Consider the following 19,187-nt stretch of genomic DNA (forward strand, 5'->3'; position numbering starts at 1 on the left):
CTATTGATCGCTACTTTTTGCAGATTTTCGCATTTATGAGTAGCTTTAGGTCAGGAATTTACGAAAAATGCAAAGAATATACCGCTACATACTCACGGGTTTTATCGGTGCCCTGTTGCTGGGGTCGGACGTTCGTGCGCAAACGAACGACGAAAACGATGATAATTTCCAGACCGTGACCACGTTTGGCATCAGCACAAACACCAATTCCGGCGTTATTGGCGGCTTTGCGTTCCGACAGTCGAAACGGTTAGACGGCACCCTGTTTGGCAGAACACAGTACCGTTATCTGAGCGTCGAACTGGTTAATGTGAAGCATCCGAAAGAACTGTCGGCGAGTATCGGCTCGGTAGGCTCACGGTTCATCACCGGAAAAGAAAATTTCTTGTTTGTAATACGTCCGCAGTATGGCCGGGAGGTGAAGGTGTTTCAGCGCGATACCGACGAAGGTATTTCGGTGAGCGGCATTCTGGCCGGTGGGCCATCGCTGGGTATCATCAAACCGTATTATCTCGAAGTCTCCTTTGGTAATTCGTCTCGGCAGGTGCCTGCCTCACAGGTAAATGGGTTTACTACACCAACAGGCGAAGCCGTAACGGGCGCGGGTAGCCTGTTCCGTGGATTCGGTGAGTCGAAGTTTACGGTGGGTTTGAACCTGAAAGCGGCTCTCAGTTTCGAGTTGAGCGCATTTCGGACTAATACCACGGGCGTAGAAATTGGCTTCCTGACCGAAATTTTTCCGCAGCGTATCGTTATCGTACCCAACACCGAACCCGGAGCCGACCGTGCGCTGGGAAATCGCAGTTTCTTCACATCGGGCTATCTAACGCTGTTCTTCGGCACTAAAAAGTAATGAGAATTGTATTACTTCTGCCATGATTGAACTACCCGTAATACCCTCTGAACAGCAACGCAACCAGAATGCCGGGCGGAAACGTCCCGACTGGCTGCGGGTGAAACTGCCTATCGGCCCTGAATATGCTAAAGTGCGCAAATTGGTAGATGAGCATAAACTGCATACCATATGCGAGAGCGGCAACTGCCCCAACATGGGCGAATGCTGGGGAGCCGGAACTGCTACGTTTATGATTCTGGGCAACGTTTGTACGCGTAGCTGCACGTTCTGCGCCGTGGCAACGGGCCGTCCCAACGAATATGACACCGACGAACCCCGGCGCGTGGCCGAAGCCATCGTGCTGATGAAGGTCAAACACGCCGTTATCACGTCGGTTAATCGCGATGAGTTGAAAGACCGGGGTGCTGAAATCTGGTATCAGACCGTGCGAATGGTGAAAGAAGCTTCACCCACAACGACCATCGAAACGCTGATTCCCGATACAAAAGGCAACTGGGAGGCTCTTGACCGCATGATTTCGGCGGGGCAGGAAGTGGTGTCGCACAATATGGAAACCGTAGAGCGACTATATCGGCGCGTGCGGCCTCAGGCGAGATACAGCCGGAGTTTAGAGCAGATTCAGCGTACAAAAGCCTACGGTCAGCGCACGAAATCGGGTATTATGCTCGGCCTGGGCGAAACCCACGACGAGGTGTTCAAGGCAATGGACGATCTGGTTGAGAACGGCTTAGACATATTAACGCTGGGGCAGTATCTACAACCCACCAAAATGCACCACGAGGTTATCGAGTGGATTCATCCCGATACCTTTGCCATGTACAAAGAGGAAGGGCTTCGGCGCGGCTTGAAGTACGTAGAGTCGGGGCCGCTGGTTCGGTCGAGCTATCACGCTGAAAAACACGTGAATGTTTGATAAATCTTTTTGCAGTCTACGTCAGAACTACCTTATTTAGCCGGAAAGTCCGGGCCGTTGGTTCGGGCTTTTTCGTTGGCTTATGAAAAAATACGACTTCATTATCGCCGGGGGAGGAATGGCGGGCTTAAGCCTGGCTTATTACCTGACGCAGTCGCCCCTGCGAGACCGTAGCATCCTGCTCATTGACCGCGATCAGAAAAATCGTAACGACCGAACGTGGTGTTACTGGGAACGCGGAGAAGGTGCGTTTGAATCGATTTTGTACCGCATCTGGAATCAGGTAGAATTTCATGGTCCAACGCTCAGTGGATTGCTCGACATGGGGAGCTACCGCTATAAAATGCTGAGAGGCATTGATTTCTATACGTTTATGGATAGCCATCTTGCCAGGTTTTCAAACATCGAACGGCGACAGGCGACCATTAACCGAATTAAGGATACGCCACAGGGCGGCTTTGTCATTGCCGACGACGAGCCGTTCATTGCCGATTACGTATTCGATAGTACGTATGCTCTTAATCTGACCATCCCGGAAAACCATAATCTGCTTCAGCACTTTAAAGGATGGGTTATTAAAATCGATCAGCCTTTTTTTGATGTAAGTCGGCCCCGAATGATGGACTTCCGCGTGCCTCAGCAGGGCGATTGCCGGTTTGTTTATGTACTGCCTTTCGATGAGCAGACGGCCTTGATTGAATACACGCTGTTCAACGACAAATTACTGACGGATGCTGAATATGATAACGACCTGCACCAGTACATTCAGAATCATTTGAATGGTCTCCAGTTCGATATTCGCGAAACTGAATTCGGCGTCATTCCCATGTCGGATGTTACTACCCAGGAGAATCCATCGAAACACATTATTCGGATCGGTACGTCGGGCGGCTACACCAAACCCTCTACGGGCTATACCTTTCAGCGCACCCAGCGTTATCTGCGTAGTTTGGTCGATAGCCTTGCTCAAACAGGCCGCCCGCAACGGCCAGTGTCGTGGTGGCAGAAGCGATACAAGTTTTTTGACAGCATCATGCTTAATGTACTGGAAAAGCACCGCTACCCCGCCGATGCAATGTTCTCTGTTCTCTACGAGCGTAATCCAGCCGAGCGGGTCTTTCAGTTTCTCGACGAGGAAGATAAGTTTTTCGATGACCTGCGGGTTATGAACTCAATGCCAAAATGGCCCTTTACCGTGGCCCTGTTCGACGTATTGCGCCGAAAGTTCGTATCCTGAAACGGTTTTACACCCCGAAGCTTGGCACCTGCGTAGAAAACTGTAGTTTTGCATGTTAAAACCAAGTCAAGAGCCGCAATGCCGTATCTTTTCACGTCCGAATCTGTTTCAGAAGGGCACCCCGACAAAGTCGCCGATCAAATTTCCGACGCGCTGATTGACAACTTCTTAGCGTTCGATCCATCCAGCAAAGTAGCCTGCGAAACGCTCGTGACAACCGGGCAGGTCGTATTGGCTGGCGAAATTAAAACCGATACCTATTTAGACGTTCAGAAAATTACGCGCGACGTGATTCGCAAAATTGGCTATACCAAGAGCGAATACATGTTTGAGGCCAATTCGTGCGGTATCTTCTCGGCCCTGCACGATCAGTCGGCTGATATTAATCAGGGCGTTGACCGTCAGGTAGATAGCGACGACTTTGACGCGAAAGCCAACGCACAGGGTGCGGGCGATCAGGGTATGATGTTCGGCTACGCAACCAACGAAACGGATAACTTTATGCCGTTGCCGCTGGACCTGGCCCACGCCATTCTGCGCGAAATGTCGCATATCCGTAACAATGAAAGCGATTTGATGCCGTATTTGCGGCCCGACGCCAAATCGCAGGTAACGATTGAATATTCTGACGACCATCAGCCGATTCGGATCGATACCATTGTGGTATCAACGCAACACGACGACTTTGCTGATGACGAGACAATGCTCGCCAAAATCCGCGAAGACATTATCAACATCGTGATTCCACGCGTGAAAGCGGCTCAGAAAACCGATCTTCACAGCTTGTTTACCGACGACATTACGTACTACATTAACCCGACGGGTAAGTTCGTTATTGGCGGTCCGCACGGCGACACAGGCTTGACAGGGCGGAAAATCATTGTTGATACCTATGGTGGCAAAGGCGCACACGGAGGTGGAGCGTTTTCGGGCAAAGACCCCTCGAAAGTTGACCGGTCGGCGGCTTATGCCACCCGCCACATTGCCAAAAATATGGTAGCCGCCGGTTTGTGCGATCAGGTGCTGGTGCAGGTATCGTATGCGATTGGCGTTGCCAAACCCTGCGGCCTATACGTCAACACCTACGGCACGGCGAAAGTGAGCATGAACGACGGTGAAATCGCTGAAAAAATCGGGCAGATTTTCGATATGCGTCCGTATGCTATCGAGCAGCGGCTCAAACTTCGCAACCCAATCTATTCCGAAACAGCGGCTTATGGGCACATGGGCCGTAAGAACGAAATTGTGAAGAAAACCTTCGGCTCGAATGGCACTGCCAAAGAGATGGAAGTTGAACTTTTTACGTGGGAAAAACTTGATTTCGTAGATCAGATCAAAGCCGAGTTTGGGTTGTAACTATTCGTCCGCGAAAATAGCTTGTAAGGCGGATGAATATCCGAAGTTATTAGGTTCGGGACGTATGTCCCGAACAGCAAAAAGCCAGTCCACGAAGACTGGCTTTTTGCTGTTTATGCGACTCAGTTTATAATTCGTCGGCTTCAAAAACCTCCTCTTCTTCGTTTATTTGCGATTTGGCCTGTGCAATGGCCGGGCTGGAAATATCGTTGCGTTTTTGTTTACAGCGAACGAGCTTGTCTTTCAGGACATCGAGCACACGGTCGGTTGCACTCTCGAAGCTCTTGTCGTGTTCCTTAACGAACAGTTCTTTGCCGGGGATAGTCAGCCTGACTTCCACAATCTTTTCTTTTATTTTTTGGGAGTCGGCTCCGTCCAATCGGAGAAACACCTCTGCGCCGATAATGCGGTCATGGAAGGTGTCTAATTTGTTCAGTTTCGCCTGGATAAAATCTAACAGGCTCTGATCTGCCGTAAACTTCACGGCGTGAATTTGTAGTCTCATTGTGTCGCGTTTAAAGGTGAATAAATCAGAACATCAATGGACTGTCTAAGTTTGGGTATACCAACCAGAATGTCAATAGCACCTACGAAAGATGCAAACGTGTTCCACGCACACAATGCGTTTTTCGATAACAAAGAGGTCAGTATGAGTGATTTTATAAGTTTCGTGAAACGGTAACAAACGAAAATTCTTCGTAAAGTATAATTTGGCTCATGGCTATAAACGGGCCAGCATGTGCATCGATATTTTCTTGCCCTTACGGTACACTTTGTGAAAGAAGCGGCTTTGGTTGCTTATTGGCTGGAAATTCTTCCACGAAGTCTGTCTCATGTACGTAAAGAAAAGATCCAGAAAATGCTTATCCGACGAGCAGGCAGCAAAAATAGGTTTGTCAACCGAAACAAAGTGAATCAGATACGGAGCCGCGTGGGGCAGTGTGCTGAACCAGTTCCAGCGCGGGTCGAGTTGGACCCATTGGTTCATCAGCACAACGTTGAGACCGTACTGGTCGGCGCATGTAACATGTTTCAGGTTGTCGTTCATGCAGCGAATCACCCGGTTCGCAATGTCAGCTTCGCGCCACTGTTGCACGTCCATAAGAAGCACACCGGCATTGAAATACTTTGTATCGGGGTCCATGCCTAACTCCCGGTAATTCCTGATGCCAGCCCAGGCGCAGCTAACGGTTTGACCCACATCCTGTACGGCGGCACACACGCAGCCCCGTAAGTCGGTATGCCATAAATCAGCGATGTTGCCTAAAACCAGCATATCGACATCTAAATACAACAGTCGACGGGCCTCCGGCGGAACGATGTAGGGCGCATACAACCGCAGATACGTGGTCATGGGCAGGGCCGACTTGTCGGCTGGTAGCTTCACCGTGGCCGGAACGACTGACTTGGCCGGATGCCAATGAATATGAAATAGATCCGCGCGTACAGAAGCTTCTATCCGTTTCCGATTGGTTGCCGAAATGCCATCATCAATAATATACACTTCAATCGTTTCTGCCGATTGGTAGTTCTGCTCGATAGACTTGAGCAAGGTTGCTACCATAGGTGCATAGTAGTTATCGCTCGATAAGGTGAGATAGATAGAATCTGGCATCAAAAGAGGATTTTAGTCTACCATTTAGACTATGGTGCCAGTATCTCGTTACTAATCACATGGCTATATTTAGTAAGCGGTTGGGTCAGGATATCTGGTTACTCATCAGCAGCCAAACTGGACGTTTGGGCCGCAGTGTAATGAGTGGCTGGGGTTTAACGCGCTGATTGGGTATTGGCTGAAATGCAAATGCACGAACGAGCATGGTTAATAAAATTTGCATTTCCATCAGGGCAAATTGATTGCCGATACACAAACGTGGTCCACCACCAAAGGGCAGGTATGCATACGAGTGCCGTTCTTTTTCCCAGCCCGGTGCAAACCGTTCCGGGTCGAAGCGTTCAGGATCAGGCCAGTTGGCCGGGTCGTGGTGTAGCAGATAAGGGCTAACCAGTGCCGTGTCGCCTGCCGGAATGGTGTAGGGGCCAATCTGATCGTCGGCGTGGGCCAGGCGGCTCATAATCCAGGCAGGCGGGTAGAGCCGCATCGACTCCTGAATAACCTGCATGGCATACGTCAGACTACGGAACGTTTCAGGCGCGGGCGTTGCTGCATCGCCGAGCCTTTCGTTTACTTCATCACGAAGCCGGGCCTGTACATCGGGGTGTTGCGTGAGCAGATGCATGGTCCAGGCCATCGATACGGCAGTGGTTTCATGACCGGCAGCGAAAATGGTGACGCATTCGTCGCGCAATTGTTTGTCCGACATGCGCCCAGAATTGGGCCAGTCGCCTGTGTCTTCGTCTTCGGCATAAAGCAACATATCGAGCAGATCGTCGTACCGCTCATTGCTGCGTCGGCGTTGGTCAATAACGCCGTAAATAAACGTATCGACCACCTGAGCGGCCCGCCGAAATCGCCGTTGCGGTGGGGTAGGCCACGACATCGGAAACCGAAAAGGCGACAGCATACGGTTGTTTGATAGGTGCATCAGCGTTTCCAACGCTTCCGACAAGCCATCAAGTTTACCAACCACGTTCGAACTGAACAGCGTTTTGCAGACGATGCGCATGGTCACGTCCATAAACGCCTGCGAGATGTTAACGGGCTTAGATTTATCTAATCGGCTCAGTTCGGTAATCCAGTCGGTTGTTTCGCTGATCATCGTTTGCGCCAGCGCGGCTAACCGTTGCCGGTGAAAAGCGGGTTGAGCCAGCCGCCGTTGCCTGCGCCAGAAGTCGCCATCGCTGGTGAGCAGGCCATTGCCCAGAAATATCTGCAATACCCGAAACGCCGGAGAGCGGCCATAGTTGCGGTGGTTTTCCTGCAAAACGTGTTTAGCATCTTCGGGCGTCATCACTAAATACTGATGACGCCCGCCAATATTGAGGTGAACAAGCCGGTCGTAGCGTTGCTGTAGCGTTTGTAAAATCGCCAGCGGATCGCGCATGAATGGCAGGGTATTTCCCAACATGGGCAAACCAGGATGTTTAGGAACCGGTCGGGTTGATGACGTGAGGGTTTCCATAGCTTTGGTAAATTCAGCAGTTTACCCCAACCCCTCCCCGTTAGGGAGGGGCTTATGAAGCCGGATGGTTTAGCCCCTCCCTAACGGGGAGGGGTTGGGGTGGGGTTTTACGTCAGACAAAAATACTACGAATTCACCGAATCGCCCCCGTTTACGTGGATAACCTGCCCGGTGGTGTACGACGCATCATCCGACGCTAAATACACATAAGCTGGGGCCAGTTCGGCGGGCTGACCGGGCCGACCCAGGGGGGTATCTTTACCAAATTTCTCAACTTCTTCGAGCGTTTTGGTCGAAACAATCAAGGGTGTCCAGATAGGGCCGGGAGCTACGCCGTTGACGCGGATACTTTTATCGACCAAATTCTGTGACAACGAGCGCGTAAAGGCAGTAACAGCTCCTTTAGTTGACGCATAATCGATGAGGGCTTCACTGCCCCGATACGACACGATTGAGGTTGTATTGATGATGCAATCAAACGCGCCCATATGCGGCAGAGCGGCTTTAGTGAGCCGGAACATCGCCAGAATGTTAATCTCGAACGTATCGCGCATCTGCTCGTCAGATATATTCGTAAATTCCTGCTGCTCAACGTGATTGGCCGCGTTGTTGACCAGAATGTTGATGCGCCTGAACTCGCTGACGACCTTGCCAACGGCCTCGTTTATATTCGAGACAATGCGTAAATCGCCCGGTAATAGCAGACACCGGCGTCCCTCGGCCCGGACCAATGCTGCCGTTTTTTGCGCGTCTTCTTCTTCGCGGGGGTGGTACATAATGGCAACGTCGGCCCCTTCGCGGGCGAAATGCACCGACACCGCCCGGCCAATGCCCGAATCGCCCCCCGTAATCAGCGCGACTTTATCCTGTAGTTTTCCTGACCCTTTATAATCGTCACGGATGTAGACCGGCTGCGGGTCCATCTGCGACTCTAAGCCCGGCTGCTCATGCTGATGCTGGGCTTTAGTTTCGATTTCCATTTGTTCCATAACAGTTGAGATGTTGATTTACGTATTTACAATCGTACCCCCGTTGGCGTGGATAACCTGACCCATTACATACGATGCATCATCGGAGGCCAGATACACAAAAGCCGGGGCAATTTCGCTGGGTTGGCCGGGGCGTTTCATGGGCACGTCTTTTCCAAACTGAGCCACCTGCTTAGCCGGGAACGACGACGGAATCAGCGGTGTCCAGATGGGGCCGGGTGCTACGCCATTTACCCGAATTTTTTTGCTTGCCAGATTGCTCGATAGCGCACGCACAAAGGCCATGATGGCTCCTTTCGTGGCCGAATAATCGAGCAGGTCGGCCCGTCCCTGATAGGCCGTAATCGACGTGGTGCAGATAATGCTGTCGCCTTCGTGCAGGTGTGGCAGAGCGGCTTTCGTTACCCGAAACTGCGCATAGACATTGATGTCGAACGTTTTGAGCAGATCTTCTTCGCGAATCTGTCCGATGTCTTCGTGCTGATACTGCACAGCCGCATTGTTGACCAGAATATTAAGCTTGCCGAACCGGGCCACGGTGTCGGCCACAATCTGCTGGCAGAATGCCAGTTGCCGCAAATCGCCCGATAGCGTCAGGCACTGCCGTCCTTCTGCTTCTACTAAGCGTTTGGTTTCCTGCGCATCTGGTTCTTCTTCGGGTGTGTACACAATGGCAACGTCGGCTCCTTCGCGGGCGAAGTGAATGGCAACGGCCCGGCCAATGCCCGAATCGCCCCCCGTAATCAGCGCGACTTTGTCTTTCAGTTTGTCGGACCCCACATACAAATGCCGAATGTATTTCGGTTTGGGGTTCATTTCAGTCTCCAGCCCAGGGTGCTGTTCCTGATGCTGCGGTTTAATCTGATTTTCCATAACATTGCGTTTGAGTTAACTGTACTCTACCCGTTAAGCTAAAAGCAACGTCGGTTGTTTGCAGAAATCTATTGAACGAGTGGGTTGATACGGAAGGTTTAACAAAAAAATTATTGTCATCTATTTTGACAAAAAATCTATTGTCAAGTCTTCGTTTGTAAGCCTTAACTTTAATGCGTTTTAATCCTACCTAACTATGAACATTACCGGCGACGCCCAGAAAACGAACACGTATGATGCCATTGTAATTGGCTCCGGCATTAGCGGAGGGTGGGCAGCTAAAGAACTCTGCGAGAAGGGCTTACGAACACTCGTTCTGGAACGTGGGCGCGATGTGCGGCATATTGTCGATTACCCCACTGCCACGCTCAACCCCTGGGATTTCCCGCATCGGAATCGAATGCCGCTGGCTTTTGATCAGGAAAACCCGATTGCAACGAAGTGTTACGCTTTAGACGAAGCCACGCAGCAGTTCTTTGTGAAAGACGCCGAACACCCCTACGTGCAGGAAAAACCCTTCGACTGGATTCGGGGCTATCAGGTTGGTGGGAAATCGCTGATATGGGCGCGGCAAACGCAGCGGTGGAGCCGGTTCGATTTCGAGGCCAACGCCCGCGACGGTGCCGCCGTAGACTGGCCCATTCGCTACGCCGACATTGCGCCCTGGTACAGTCGGGTCGAAAAATTTGTAGGTATTTCGGGTAACAAAGACGGGTTGGAAACCCTGCCCGATGGTGAATTTTTGAAGCCCTGGGAGTTGAATTGTTTAGAAAAACACATTCAGAAGCGGGTGGCCGAAAGCTACAAAGACCGGCACGTAATTATTGGCCGATGCGCCCATCTGACCGAACCGAAACAGATTCACTACGATCAGGGGCGGGCACAGTGTCAGGCGCGTCACCTGTGCTACCGGGGCTGCCCGTATGGCGGCTATTTCTCGTCGAACTCGTCAACGCTGCCGTGGGCGGCCAAAACTGGCAAACTCACCCTCCGGCCCGATTCGGTCGTGCATTCGATAATTTATGATGAGGTGAAGAAAAAGGCAACGGGCGTGCGGGTGGTCGATGCGAAAACGAAGCAGATGACGGAGTTTTACGCCCGTATCATTTTCATAAACGCGGCCTGCCTGAATACCAACCTGATTTTGCTCAACTCAACCTCGAATCGCTTCCCCAACGGGTTGGGCAACGACAGTGGCTTGCTGGGGCGTTACGTGGCGTTTCATAATTATCGGGGCAATATTATAGCTGACTATGAGGGTTTTGACGACGGTTATTACTACGGTCGTCGGCCCACCACGGCGTTTATGCCCAACTTCCGCAATGTCGATAAGCAGGAAACGAGCGGTCCGGCATCCCAGTTTCAGCGGGGCTACATGGTCGCATTCAGCGCGAGTCGCGGCACCGGCCAACCTACCGAAGCTACGTTTGGAGCCGATTATAAAGAAAGCCTGACCCAGCCCGGCCCGTGGCACGTATTTATGATGATGCAGGGCGAAACCGTGCCGCGCTACGAAAACCACGTCCGGCTCAGCAGCGACCAGAAAGACCCGTGGGGCATTCCACAGTTGGTGACGGCAATTGATTATACCGACAATGACCTGAAGCTCATGAACGACTTTCTGGTGCAGGGAGCCGAGATGCTCGACAAGGCCGGCTGCAAAAATATTCGCCCCTACGACGACCACCGCAACCCCGGCCTCGACATTCACGAAATGGGTGGGGTACGCATGGGCCGCGACCCGAAAACGTCGTTGCTGAACGCACACAACCAACTGCATCTGTGCAAAAACGTGTTCGTGACCGATGGCGCGGCTATGACCTCGACCGGTACGCAAAATCCGTCGATTACGTTTATGGCTCTGACTGCACGGGCCGCTAATTACGCGGTGAGCGACATGAAGCGGGGCAATTTGTAGCGATCAGGAACTTTCTTCAAAGCGCATCTGAAACAGCGCACCGTTTTGCTGCTTCACCTGCAATACACCCGTCAATTGCTCGCAAAGTGACATAACCAACTGTTTCCCAAACGACTGTTCGCTGCTTTCCTGCCAACTGCCGGGGCTGATGCCGGGACCATTATCCTGAAGTTCGAGGTGCAGTCCATTGTCTTCGTAAAGGCTGAGCCGAAGCATGGGCCGGTTCACCTGCGGAAAAGCGTGTTTAAAGGAATTGGTTGCTAACTCGTTAACAATCAAACCAAGCGGAACGGCAACGTCAACATCTAACCACTCTCTGCGAATGTCGAGTTGCAGGTCGATATCGTCGGAGTTGTAGCCGTAAGCCCGAACCAGACTGTTGATGAGATCGGTCAGGTAGTGCCGCACGTTTACGGTTGTGATGGTCTCGGTTTGATAAAGCCGCTGGTGAATGAGCGACATGGCTTCTACCCGCTGCTGACCCGTTCGGATGGCCTGTGCAACGCGCTCATCGCTGAGCTGACTGGCCTGTAATCGGAGCAGACTCGATACAATGGCGAGGTTGTTCTTGACCCGGTGATGCAGTTCGCGCATCATCAGGCTCATCTGGTCTGACTGCTGTCGAATTTTGCTTCGGCTTTGCTGCAAGATCTGGTATTGCCCAAACAACCCACCCAGCAGAATCAGGAGCAGTAAAATGCCTACAGCCAGAATGGTCATCTGCTGACGATTTTTCCTGTGTTCGTCGGCCAACTGCCGAATGCGGGCTTCTTTCTTTTCCGACTCGTAGGCCGCTTCGAGTTTAGCTACGGTTTGGGTCTTTTCGATACTCAGCAGCGAATCTTCGCGTTGCTTCCACTCTTCGAGGTGTATGATAGCCTGCTCATACTGCCCAGCAGCCCGGTAGGTTAAGTATGACTGCTGAAGCGAGTTAAAGAGCCGGTGCGGATCGTTGACAGCCCGCCCGTAGGCAACTGATTCGTTGGCTGCCTCGATAGCTTGCGGGTACTTTTTCTGGAGCCGAAACGTGACGTTGAGGTTTCGATAAACATGCTCCAGACCCGCCCAGTTGCCCTGTTTTTCGTATAGAGGAATAGCTCGCTTATAATAGCTGATCGCTTCGTCGTATCGCTTGTCGGCATCCATCAGAATTTGCCCGTAATTAGCGTAGCTGACAGGCAGGTATGAAAAAGAAGGCTGGTGTTGTAACTCTACGGCGATGGCCCGGCGGTAGTACACTCGTGCCGAATCAAACTGTTTGAGATCGCGATACGAAATGCCAATTGTATTGTAAGCTCGGCTCAACTCGCCATACTGACGGCTCTTAATGGCAAAATCGCGGGCGAGGTAACTATATTGAATGGCTTTGTGAGTGAGCAGTTTGACTTTCTGCGCATCGCCCATTCGCTTATAGGTCAGGGCCAGTAGGTTATACACGTTAGCCTGCCCGTCGGCCTGATTTTGCGCGTCGAAAATGGCGAGTGCCTGCTGGGCATAATACAGGCTGGAATCAAATGCCCCTTTGTTCCGATAAACAGTGCCGATTAGTGCGTATCCCCAGCCTACCCCTTTCGTATAACCCAACTGTTTTGAGTGCCTGATGATCTGCGTGCCAAGAGCAAACGATGAATCATTGCTTCTGAAGAGAAGATACTGTGTTTTTTGCCGCCATTGATTGATGGTCGTTGTATCGACGCCCGCCCGTACCCAACTACTAAACAGACAGATAAAGAGTATACCCAGCACAAACCGAACGTTTTGCCGTGAAGACGCAGTTGTAAGTAATGCCCGCATTATGAGAAGGGTACGGTTGAGAGGAATCAACCGTAAGGTACTAATTCTCAATCGCATGTCAACGGATAATTCACAGACTGATTTACACCTAATCAAACACGCCTTACTGAACCAGTGTCGGCAGTATGTACAGCAGCGTATCGCCACCGCCCGTCAAGCCATGCAGGCCGCCCAGGAAGCAGCTAACAGCGAAGAAAAAAGCAGCGCGGGCGACAAGTACGAAACAGGCCGGGCAATGGCCCAGCTCGAACGCGACCGTCACGCTCAACTGCTGGCCGAAGCGTTGAAACTTGAGCAGGAGTTGAGCCGCGTTGATGCCGAAAAAGACTACAAGATAGCCCAGCCCGGCAGTTTAGTCATCACCGACCGGGGGCGTTTTTTCGTCAGCATCAGCGCGGGAAAGATGGTGGTCGATAGCGTTGAGTATTTCGCCATATCGCCCGCTTCGCCCATTGCTGCGGCTCTGCTGGGCAAAAAAACGGGCGACGCGATTACATTTAATCGGCAGATGTATCATGTTAACTCGGTTGGTTAAAACAGCCGCTTCCCGCCAATCCAGGTTTGCTGGACTTTCGTGGTTCGAAGTTGTTCGTTCGGAACGGTCATAATATCTTGATCCAGTACAACAAAATCGGCTTGTTTGCCCGGCGCGATGCTGCCGCGCAGGTGTTCTTCAAAATTGGCGTAGGCCGCCCAGCGCGTCATAGCCAGCAGAGCCGATTTGCGGTCAACGGCATTGTCCATCTGATAGCCACCCTTCGGAAAATTCCTGGCATCCTGCCGGGCAACGGCTGCATGAAAGCCAAACAATGGATTTGGAGCTTCAACCGGAAAATCACTGCCGAAGGCAATCCGGTTGTTTTGCTTCATTAAATCCCTGAACGCATACGCCCCCTTTACCCGCACCGGACCGAGCCGGTCGTCGGCCCAGTACATATCTGACGTGGCATGAGTTGGCTGCACCGACGGAATGATCGAGTAGCGGTTGTATTTCCAGAAATCTTCGGGCGAAACCACCTGTGCGTGTTCGATGCGCCACCGCCGGTTGTTGGCTTTCTTGAGCAGCTTGCCGTAAATAGTGAGCATGATATGGTTGGCCGAGTCGCCAATGCAGTGCGTATTGGCCTGGAAATTAGACGCGTACAGTAGTTTCGACACCCGTTCGAGTTCGGCAGGGCTAAGCAGCAGAAACCCGCTTGTTTCGGGGCGGTCGCTGTAGGGTTTGCGCAAACAGGCCCCCCGCGACCCCAATGCGCCATCGGCATACAATTTAAACGAACGCACCGTAAGCCGGTCGGTCTGGAACGGGCCGCGTTTCAGAAAATAATTCAGGTTGGGTTCGCCCAGGCTCACCATTGCGTAATCGCGAATGTTGAGTTTGCCCGTCCGGTGCAGGCTGTCGATGAGATTAATTTCGTCGGGACTGATGCCCGCATCCGACACGGTGGTCAGGCCGAGCGACAGGCAGACTTTTTCAGCGGCCCGAAGCATCCGGGCTTTGTCGGCGAGGTCGGGGCGGGGCAGTACCCGACGCACGAACTGCATGGCGTTATCGACCAGTACGCCCGCAGGTTGCCCGTTTTTCAGAATTACTTCGCCCCCGGCCACGCTCGAACCCGCCGTAATTTGCGCCAGTCGTAAAGCTTTCGAGTTCACAAGCAGCGCATGACCATCAACGCGGGTAAGCGCAACTGGAATGTTTGGGAAAGCCACGTCTAATTTTTCTTTGGTCGGAAAGGTTTTGTCGGCCCAATCGTTCTGGTCCCATCCCCGGCCCGTAATCCAGGTCACGTTGGGGTGGTTTGTTGCGAAGGTTTTTAATCGCTCCACAACCTCGTCGTATGAGCTGGCACCCACCAGATCGGCCTGATCGAGCACCTGACCTAAACCCAGGAAATGGGCGTGTGGATCGTAGAATCCGGGATAAACTGGCTTTCCTCCCAGATCGGCAGTGCTATCGGCGTCGTATTGGCTGGCAAGGTCCTGTGCTGATCCAACAGCCAGAAATTTGCCGTCCTGAATCACAAACGCTTCGGCGGTTGAGAAGATTGAATCGGCAGTATAGACGCGGGCATTGGTGATAAGAAGATCGGCTTTTTTCTTCGTCGAACAAGCCCAGAGCAGACATAGGGCTGTGCTGCATAACAGTAGTAAACGAATCATAGTTGATGGTTGGGAGAGCCACAAGTTAAGCGAAAATTAGCGGGCGGGCTACTCAATCGCATATAATCGTAATTTTGACCCAAATTGTCGTTGTCAATCGCCTGTCCATGAAACTCAATCGTTACCTCGTTTTTCTTTTCTGTTTACCCTTTACGGCATTTGCGCAACAAACGCCAAATGCCATTCGGCGTGCTCAGCTTCGTACCTACACGATGGCGACCATTCCGCAATCGGGCGAAGTGTTGACATTGCAGGAAGCGCTACAGCAGGCTGTCGATAAAAATTATCAGGTTCGTATCAACCGTTCGCAGGAGCAGATCGCCCGCAATAATTTTATAAAAGGCAACGCTGGTTATCTGCCCATTGTATCAGTAAACGGCAACTCGAGCGGGGGTTGCAAAGTGCCCGTCAGTCTTTTTTGCTGGGGCTGGCAACTGACCGTTCGTTTTTTAATGCATTTAACCGGACATCCAACACCGGAGTAAACGCGACCTATACGGTTTTTAATGGCTATGCCCGCTCGGCACTCTATACACAGTTGCGGCAGTTGGTGCAGGTAAGCACATTGACAACTCGTGCCAATATTGAAGCTACTATCGCCAACGTAGCCACAGCTTATTACGACGTAGTGCGTCAGGTACAGCGACTTATTGCCTTTGAGCAGGCTCTCGATATATCGCGTGAGCGGCTTGAACTGGCCCGTGCCAACTATGAAGTGGGTACGCGCTCGAAGGTTGATTTTCTAAGCGCGCAAGTTGATTATAACACTGATAGCGCGGCTTTGTTGTCGCAGGATCAGTCATTACGAAACGCCAAAATTATTTTGAACACACTGCTGATTCGCGATCCGCTAACTGCGTTTGCTGTACGCGATACAATTATTGCCCGGTCTAATTTACAGTTAACTCCGCTACAGGAATCGCTGACGGCCCGAAATCCATTATTAGCCTCAGCCGTTCTAAACCGAACACTGGCTGATATTGGTGTGCGGCTGGCTAATGCTCAACAGTTGCCCCTCATTACGGCGCAAGCCGGCTATAATTACCAATGGATTGACAATCAGGGTGGATTTGGTATTCGTACAGGGCGTACCTGGGGGCCAACCTACAACATACAGGCTACTATTCCCATCTTCAACGGCTACAACCTGAAACGGCAGATTCAGAATGCGCGTGTGAATACCCTGATTGCCGAAAGCCAGGAAGCTGATCAGCGGCTACAACTGCAATCGGCTCTGGCGCAAACGTACCAGACCTACGCCAATAGCCTGGCCCTGCTGAACCTCGAAGTACAAAACAACGAACTGGCGAATCAAAACGTAGACATCGCCTATGACCGGTATCGTATCGGAAACTCTAACTTCGTTGAATTTCGTGACGTACAGCGCAATGCCATCAATGCGCAAACCCGGCTGATTGAGGCTGAGTTTAACGCCAAAGCTGCCGAAATAGAATTACTTCGACTTAGCAGCACCATTACGCAGGAACTGGGCCTGTAGGCAGTTGGTAGCCAAAAGTAGTTCGCAAAGACAACGCCCCCGAAAACCGCAATTAACTACAGATTACATGCAGGAACCCGTTCAGCCTTTCGATTGGCAGCGTATTCTGATCGACCAGTTTCCGTGGACGTATCTCGGCGAGGTAGCGTTTCGAACGGTTTTCATGTTCGTCGTACTGCTCACGGCTCTCACCGTTTCCGGGAAGCGTGAAGTTCGTCAACTGTCTGTTTACGAACTGGTTTTGCTGATTGGTCTTGGCTCGGCGGCTGGCGATCCGATGTTTTATCACGATGTGCCGCTGAGTTCGGCAGTGGTGGTGTTCACGGTAATTATGGGGTGCTACAAACTGGTAACATACATCAGTGACCGCAACAAACGCATACGCCAGACACTCGAAGGCAAACCCGTTTACGTGATAGAAAACGGTTGCATATTGATCGATAACTTCGACCGCGAAGACCTGACATTAGACGAACTGATGTCGGACCTGCGCGTCGAAGGTATCGAGCAGTTGGGGGAGGTACGAACGGCTATCCGGGAGCCAAACGGCCAGTTGAGTGTATTTCGGTTTAAGGCTGAAGAGACTCGGAAAGGATTACCGATTTTGCCAAAACTTTTCGACAAGCACACCGACCACGTTCAGGAACCGGGCAGCTATGCCTGCTGCACGTGCGGGTACGTACAAACCTTCGACAAGCCCGCTCAACAACCGCCCTGCCCAACCTGTAGTAATCCCGTTTGGGTAGAAGCCGCTGATTAAGTCAGGCAACCGCTTTCTTTACCGACCGGCTTTTCGCAGTCGTTTTTACCTGATCTTTCAGAAACCGTAGCAACAGCTTTTCAACGCCGTCGAGGCCGTGCGGGCTGGTTTGGCGAAAGCGGGATTTTTGCCGAATATACGGGTTTAAATCCTGGCATTCGTAGGCGTCAAGCACTTGTGGGTGCACATAGTGTTTTCGGCAAACGGTGCGCGTATTGCCCAGCCGATGCGCTACGTCATCTAACACCGTATTGACATTCTTTTTCAATTCTTTTTCAGTTTCGCAGGGTTCCAGATCAACCAATAGCCGGAGCGCATTGACGGTGCCCGCCCATGTCCGAAAATCTTTGGCCGAAAAATCATCGCCCATCGTTTCGCGCAGGTAGTTGTTCACCATACCGGAGTCAATAGAATGCCGGTCGCCGTTAGCGTCGAAGTACTGAAACAGTTCTTTACCCGGAATATCGCGACAGGCTTTCACTAACCGCGACAGTCGGCGGTCGTGCAGTGTAATATCGTGGTATATGCCTTTTTTGCCTTTGAAGCTAAATTGTACTTCGGTGCCGTTGGCCTTTACATGCCGATCTTTGAGCGTGGTTAGCCCATAGGAGCCGTACTCTTTTTCGTAGGCCGCATTACCTACCCGAATCAGGGTTTGTTCCATTACGCTCAGTGCGATGGCAATTACTTTTTCGCGGGTTAGTTCGCGTGCTTTCAGGTCTTTGTGCAGTCGTTCGCGGAGTAGGGGCAGGGCGTCGCCAAACGCTACCATGCGAAAGAATTTTGTTTCGCTCCGAATGGCATTCCAATTGGCATGATACCGATATTGTTTGCGATTTTTAGTGTCGATGCCGGTAGCCTGTAAATGACTATTTGCTTTCGGGCTAATCCATACGCGTTCCCAGGCTGGTGGCAGAGCCATGCTGCGGATACGGGTCAGTAAATCATCGTCGGTAATTTCTTCGCCATTCGGGGCAATGTAAGTAAAACGGTCGCCTGCACGTTGGCGGCTGATACCGGGCGTAGTATCGTTTATGTACACGAGCCGGGCCGCCCGAGCCGCTTTCACCGGGTCATGTGCCAGTTCTAATAAGTCCACAATCGTTGAGTTTTGTGGAGTAACTATTTGTTCGGACGATTGGTTATGGGCACGCGCCACTCGGCAGCTTTGCCAAAAAACCAGAGTGCCAGCGCGGTGATATAGTGAAAAAAATCGGTGGGGTGCATCAGGCTGTTAAACGCATCAGCTTTTGTACTCAGGCCCATCATCATCGCGGCCAGCACGACCCACAACCCCCGCTTATTGCGCTGAAGCAATGCAAACACCGCCAGCAGCATCAGAATCAGAATACCCAGCGACGGAACAACGGGGGTGAATACGCGCACGTCGGGCAGGAGCAAGCCTACAAAGAGCAGTAGTCCAAAAACAACCGTGGCTATAAACGAGGTGAGCGATAGCGTTTGCTGATTCAGCAGGGCATACACCGCCGTAACAACGCAGACCACACCAAGACTATCAGACAGCACGATCATCGACTGGTGCAGCGACTCGAGCGACTGGTTGCCAGCATACAGCAGAACGCCAGTAAGGGCAGCTAAGGAAGTTATGAGCAAAAAAAAGCCCCAAAGCAGGCGGTTGAACAATGAGATACGCCCGAAGAAATGCCAGAACACGCCAACGCCTGCCCCAGCCAGAACGAAGCCAGAGACAATGTGTGAAAAAATCATCACGTAATTTACGAAGTTT

The 19,187-nt window shown here is 51.7% G+C and carries 18 protein-coding genes; 9 read left to right on the forward strand and 9 right to left on the reverse strand.

What is annotated here, in order from left to right; genetic code table 11:
- Positions 1 to 67 precede the first annotated feature (67 nt).
- The 4 genes from AWR27_RS00365 (at position 68) to metK (ending at position 4,362) form a co-directional block, all read left to right on the forward strand.
- Positions 68 to 853: a hypothetical protein gene (locus AWR27_RS00365; protein WP_077129362.1), complete on the forward strand. Its 786-nt coding sequence runs from the start codon at positions 68 to 70 to the stop codon at positions 851 to 853.
- Positions 854 to 875: 22 nt separating this feature from the next.
- Positions 876 to 1,769, forward strand: a complete 894-nt coding sequence (gene lipA / locus AWR27_RS00370; protein ID WP_077129363.1) for a lipoyl synthase — start codon at positions 876 to 878, stop codon at positions 1,767 to 1,769.
- Positions 1,770 to 1,851: 82 nt separating this feature from the next.
- Positions 1,852 to 3,006 (forward strand): lycopene cyclase family protein, encoded by a 1,155-nt coding sequence (locus AWR27_RS00375; RefSeq protein WP_077129364.1) that lies wholly within the window; start codon positions 1,852 to 1,854, stop codon positions 3,004 to 3,006.
- Positions 3,007 to 3,084: 78 nt separating this feature from the next.
- Positions 3,085 to 4,362, forward strand: a complete 1,278-nt coding sequence (gene metK, locus AWR27_RS00380; protein WP_077129365.1) for a methionine adenosyltransferase — start codon at positions 3,085 to 3,087, stop codon at positions 4,360 to 4,362.
- 127 nt (positions 4,363 to 4,489) lie between these two features.
- On the opposite strand, the gene hpf is transcribed toward metK, so the two are convergent.
- The 5 genes from hpf to AWR27_RS00405 all read right to left on the reverse strand — a co-directional run bounded on the left by hpf (position 4,490) and on the right by AWR27_RS00405 (position 9,307).
- Positions 4,490 to 4,867, reverse strand: a complete 378-nt coding sequence (hpf, locus tag AWR27_RS00385; protein WP_077129366.1) for a ribosome hibernation-promoting factor, HPF/YfiA family — start codon at positions 4,865 to 4,867, stop codon at positions 4,490 to 4,492.
- A gap of 216 nt (positions 4,868 to 5,083) precedes the next feature.
- On the reverse strand, positions 5,084 to 5,977 hold the full coding sequence (locus tag AWR27_RS00390; protein ID WP_077129367.1) for a glycosyltransferase family 8 protein: 894 nt from the start codon (positions 5,975 to 5,977) through the stop codon (positions 5,084 to 5,086).
- A gap of 85 nt (positions 5,978 to 6,062) precedes the next feature.
- Positions 6,063 to 7,445, reverse strand: a complete 1,383-nt coding sequence (locus AWR27_RS00395) for a cytochrome P450 (RefSeq protein WP_077129368.1) — start codon at positions 7,443 to 7,445, stop codon at positions 6,063 to 6,065.
- A gap of 125 nt (positions 7,446 to 7,570) precedes the next feature.
- A complete protein-coding gene (locus AWR27_RS00400) occupies positions 7,571 to 8,434 on the reverse strand; it encodes an SDR family oxidoreductase (protein WP_077129369.1) in 864 nt (287 codons plus the stop codon).
- A gap of 18 nt (positions 8,435 to 8,452) precedes the next feature.
- Positions 8,453 to 9,307, reverse strand: coding sequence for an SDR family oxidoreductase (locus AWR27_RS00405; protein ID WP_077129370.1), 855 nt, complete (start codon positions 9,305 to 9,307; stop codon positions 8,453 to 8,455).
- Positions 9,308 to 9,503: 196 nt separating this feature from the next.
- On the opposite strand from AWR27_RS00405, the gene AWR27_RS00410 reads away from it, so the two are divergent.
- Positions 9,504 to 11,225, forward strand: a complete 1,722-nt coding sequence (locus AWR27_RS00410; RefSeq protein WP_077129371.1) for a GMC oxidoreductase — start codon at positions 9,504 to 9,506, stop codon at positions 11,223 to 11,225.
- A 3-nt stretch (positions 11,226 to 11,228) separates the two neighbouring features.
- Here AWR27_RS00410 and AWR27_RS00415 read toward each other — a convergent pair whose 3' ends face one another.
- Positions 11,229 to 13,019 (reverse strand): sensor histidine kinase, encoded by a 1,791-nt coding sequence (locus AWR27_RS00415; RefSeq protein ID WP_077129372.1) that lies wholly within the window; start codon positions 13,017 to 13,019, stop codon positions 11,229 to 11,231.
- Between the two features lie 55 nt (positions 13,020 to 13,074).
- Here AWR27_RS00415 and AWR27_RS00420 point away from each other — a divergent pair, with 55 nt between their 5' ends.
- Positions 13,075 to 13,554, forward strand: coding sequence for a GreA/GreB family elongation factor (locus tag AWR27_RS00420; RefSeq protein WP_077129373.1), 480 nt, complete (start codon positions 13,075 to 13,077; stop codon positions 13,552 to 13,554).
- On the opposite strand, the gene AWR27_RS00425 is transcribed toward AWR27_RS00420, so the two are convergent.
- A complete protein-coding gene (locus tag AWR27_RS00425) occupies positions 13,551 to 15,182 on the reverse strand; it encodes an amidohydrolase (protein ID WP_077129374.1) in 1,632 nt (543 codons plus the stop codon). The genes AWR27_RS00420 and AWR27_RS00425 overlap by 4 nt on opposite strands.
- A gap of 107 nt (positions 15,183 to 15,289) precedes the next feature.
- On the opposite strand from AWR27_RS00425, the gene AWR27_RS25630 reads away from it, so the two are divergent.
- The 3 genes from AWR27_RS25630 to AWR27_RS00435 all read left to right on the forward strand — a co-directional run bounded on the left by AWR27_RS25630 (position 15,290) and on the right by AWR27_RS00435 (position 17,440).
- The gene (locus AWR27_RS25630) at positions 15,290 to 15,667 is read left to right on the forward strand and encodes a hypothetical protein (RefSeq protein WP_232325934.1); all 378 of its coding nucleotides are present in this window, start codon (positions 15,290 to 15,292) and stop codon (positions 15,665 to 15,667) included.
- Entirely contained in the window at positions 15,577 to 16,680 is a 1,104-nt protein-coding gene (locus AWR27_RS00430) for a TolC family protein (RefSeq protein WP_232325935.1), read from the forward strand. Before AWR27_RS25630 ends, AWR27_RS00430 begins: the two co-directional genes overlap by 91 nt.
- Before the next feature lie 67 nt (positions 16,681 to 16,747).
- Positions 16,748 to 17,440: a YetF domain-containing protein gene (locus AWR27_RS00435; protein WP_077129375.1), complete on the forward strand. Its 693-nt coding sequence runs from the start codon at positions 16,748 to 16,750 to the stop codon at positions 17,438 to 17,440.
- Between the two features lies 1 nt (position 17,441).
- Here the strand turns inward: AWR27_RS00435 and AWR27_RS00440 are convergent, their stop codons facing one another.
- Positions 17,442 to 18,539, reverse strand: a complete 1,098-nt coding sequence (locus tag AWR27_RS00440) for a DNA topoisomerase IB (protein WP_077129376.1) — start codon at positions 18,537 to 18,539, stop codon at positions 17,442 to 17,444.
- A gap of 23 nt (positions 18,540 to 18,562) precedes the next feature.
- A complete protein-coding gene (locus tag AWR27_RS00445; protein WP_077129377.1) occupies positions 18,563 to 19,168 on the reverse strand; it encodes a hypothetical protein in 606 nt (201 codons plus the stop codon).
- Positions 19,169 to 19,187: the final 19 nt, after the last annotated feature.

The organism is Spirosoma montaniterrae (assembly GCF_001988955.1).
GTDB lineage: Bacteria > Bacteroidota > Bacteroidia > Cytophagales > Spirosomataceae > Spirosoma > Spirosoma montaniterrae.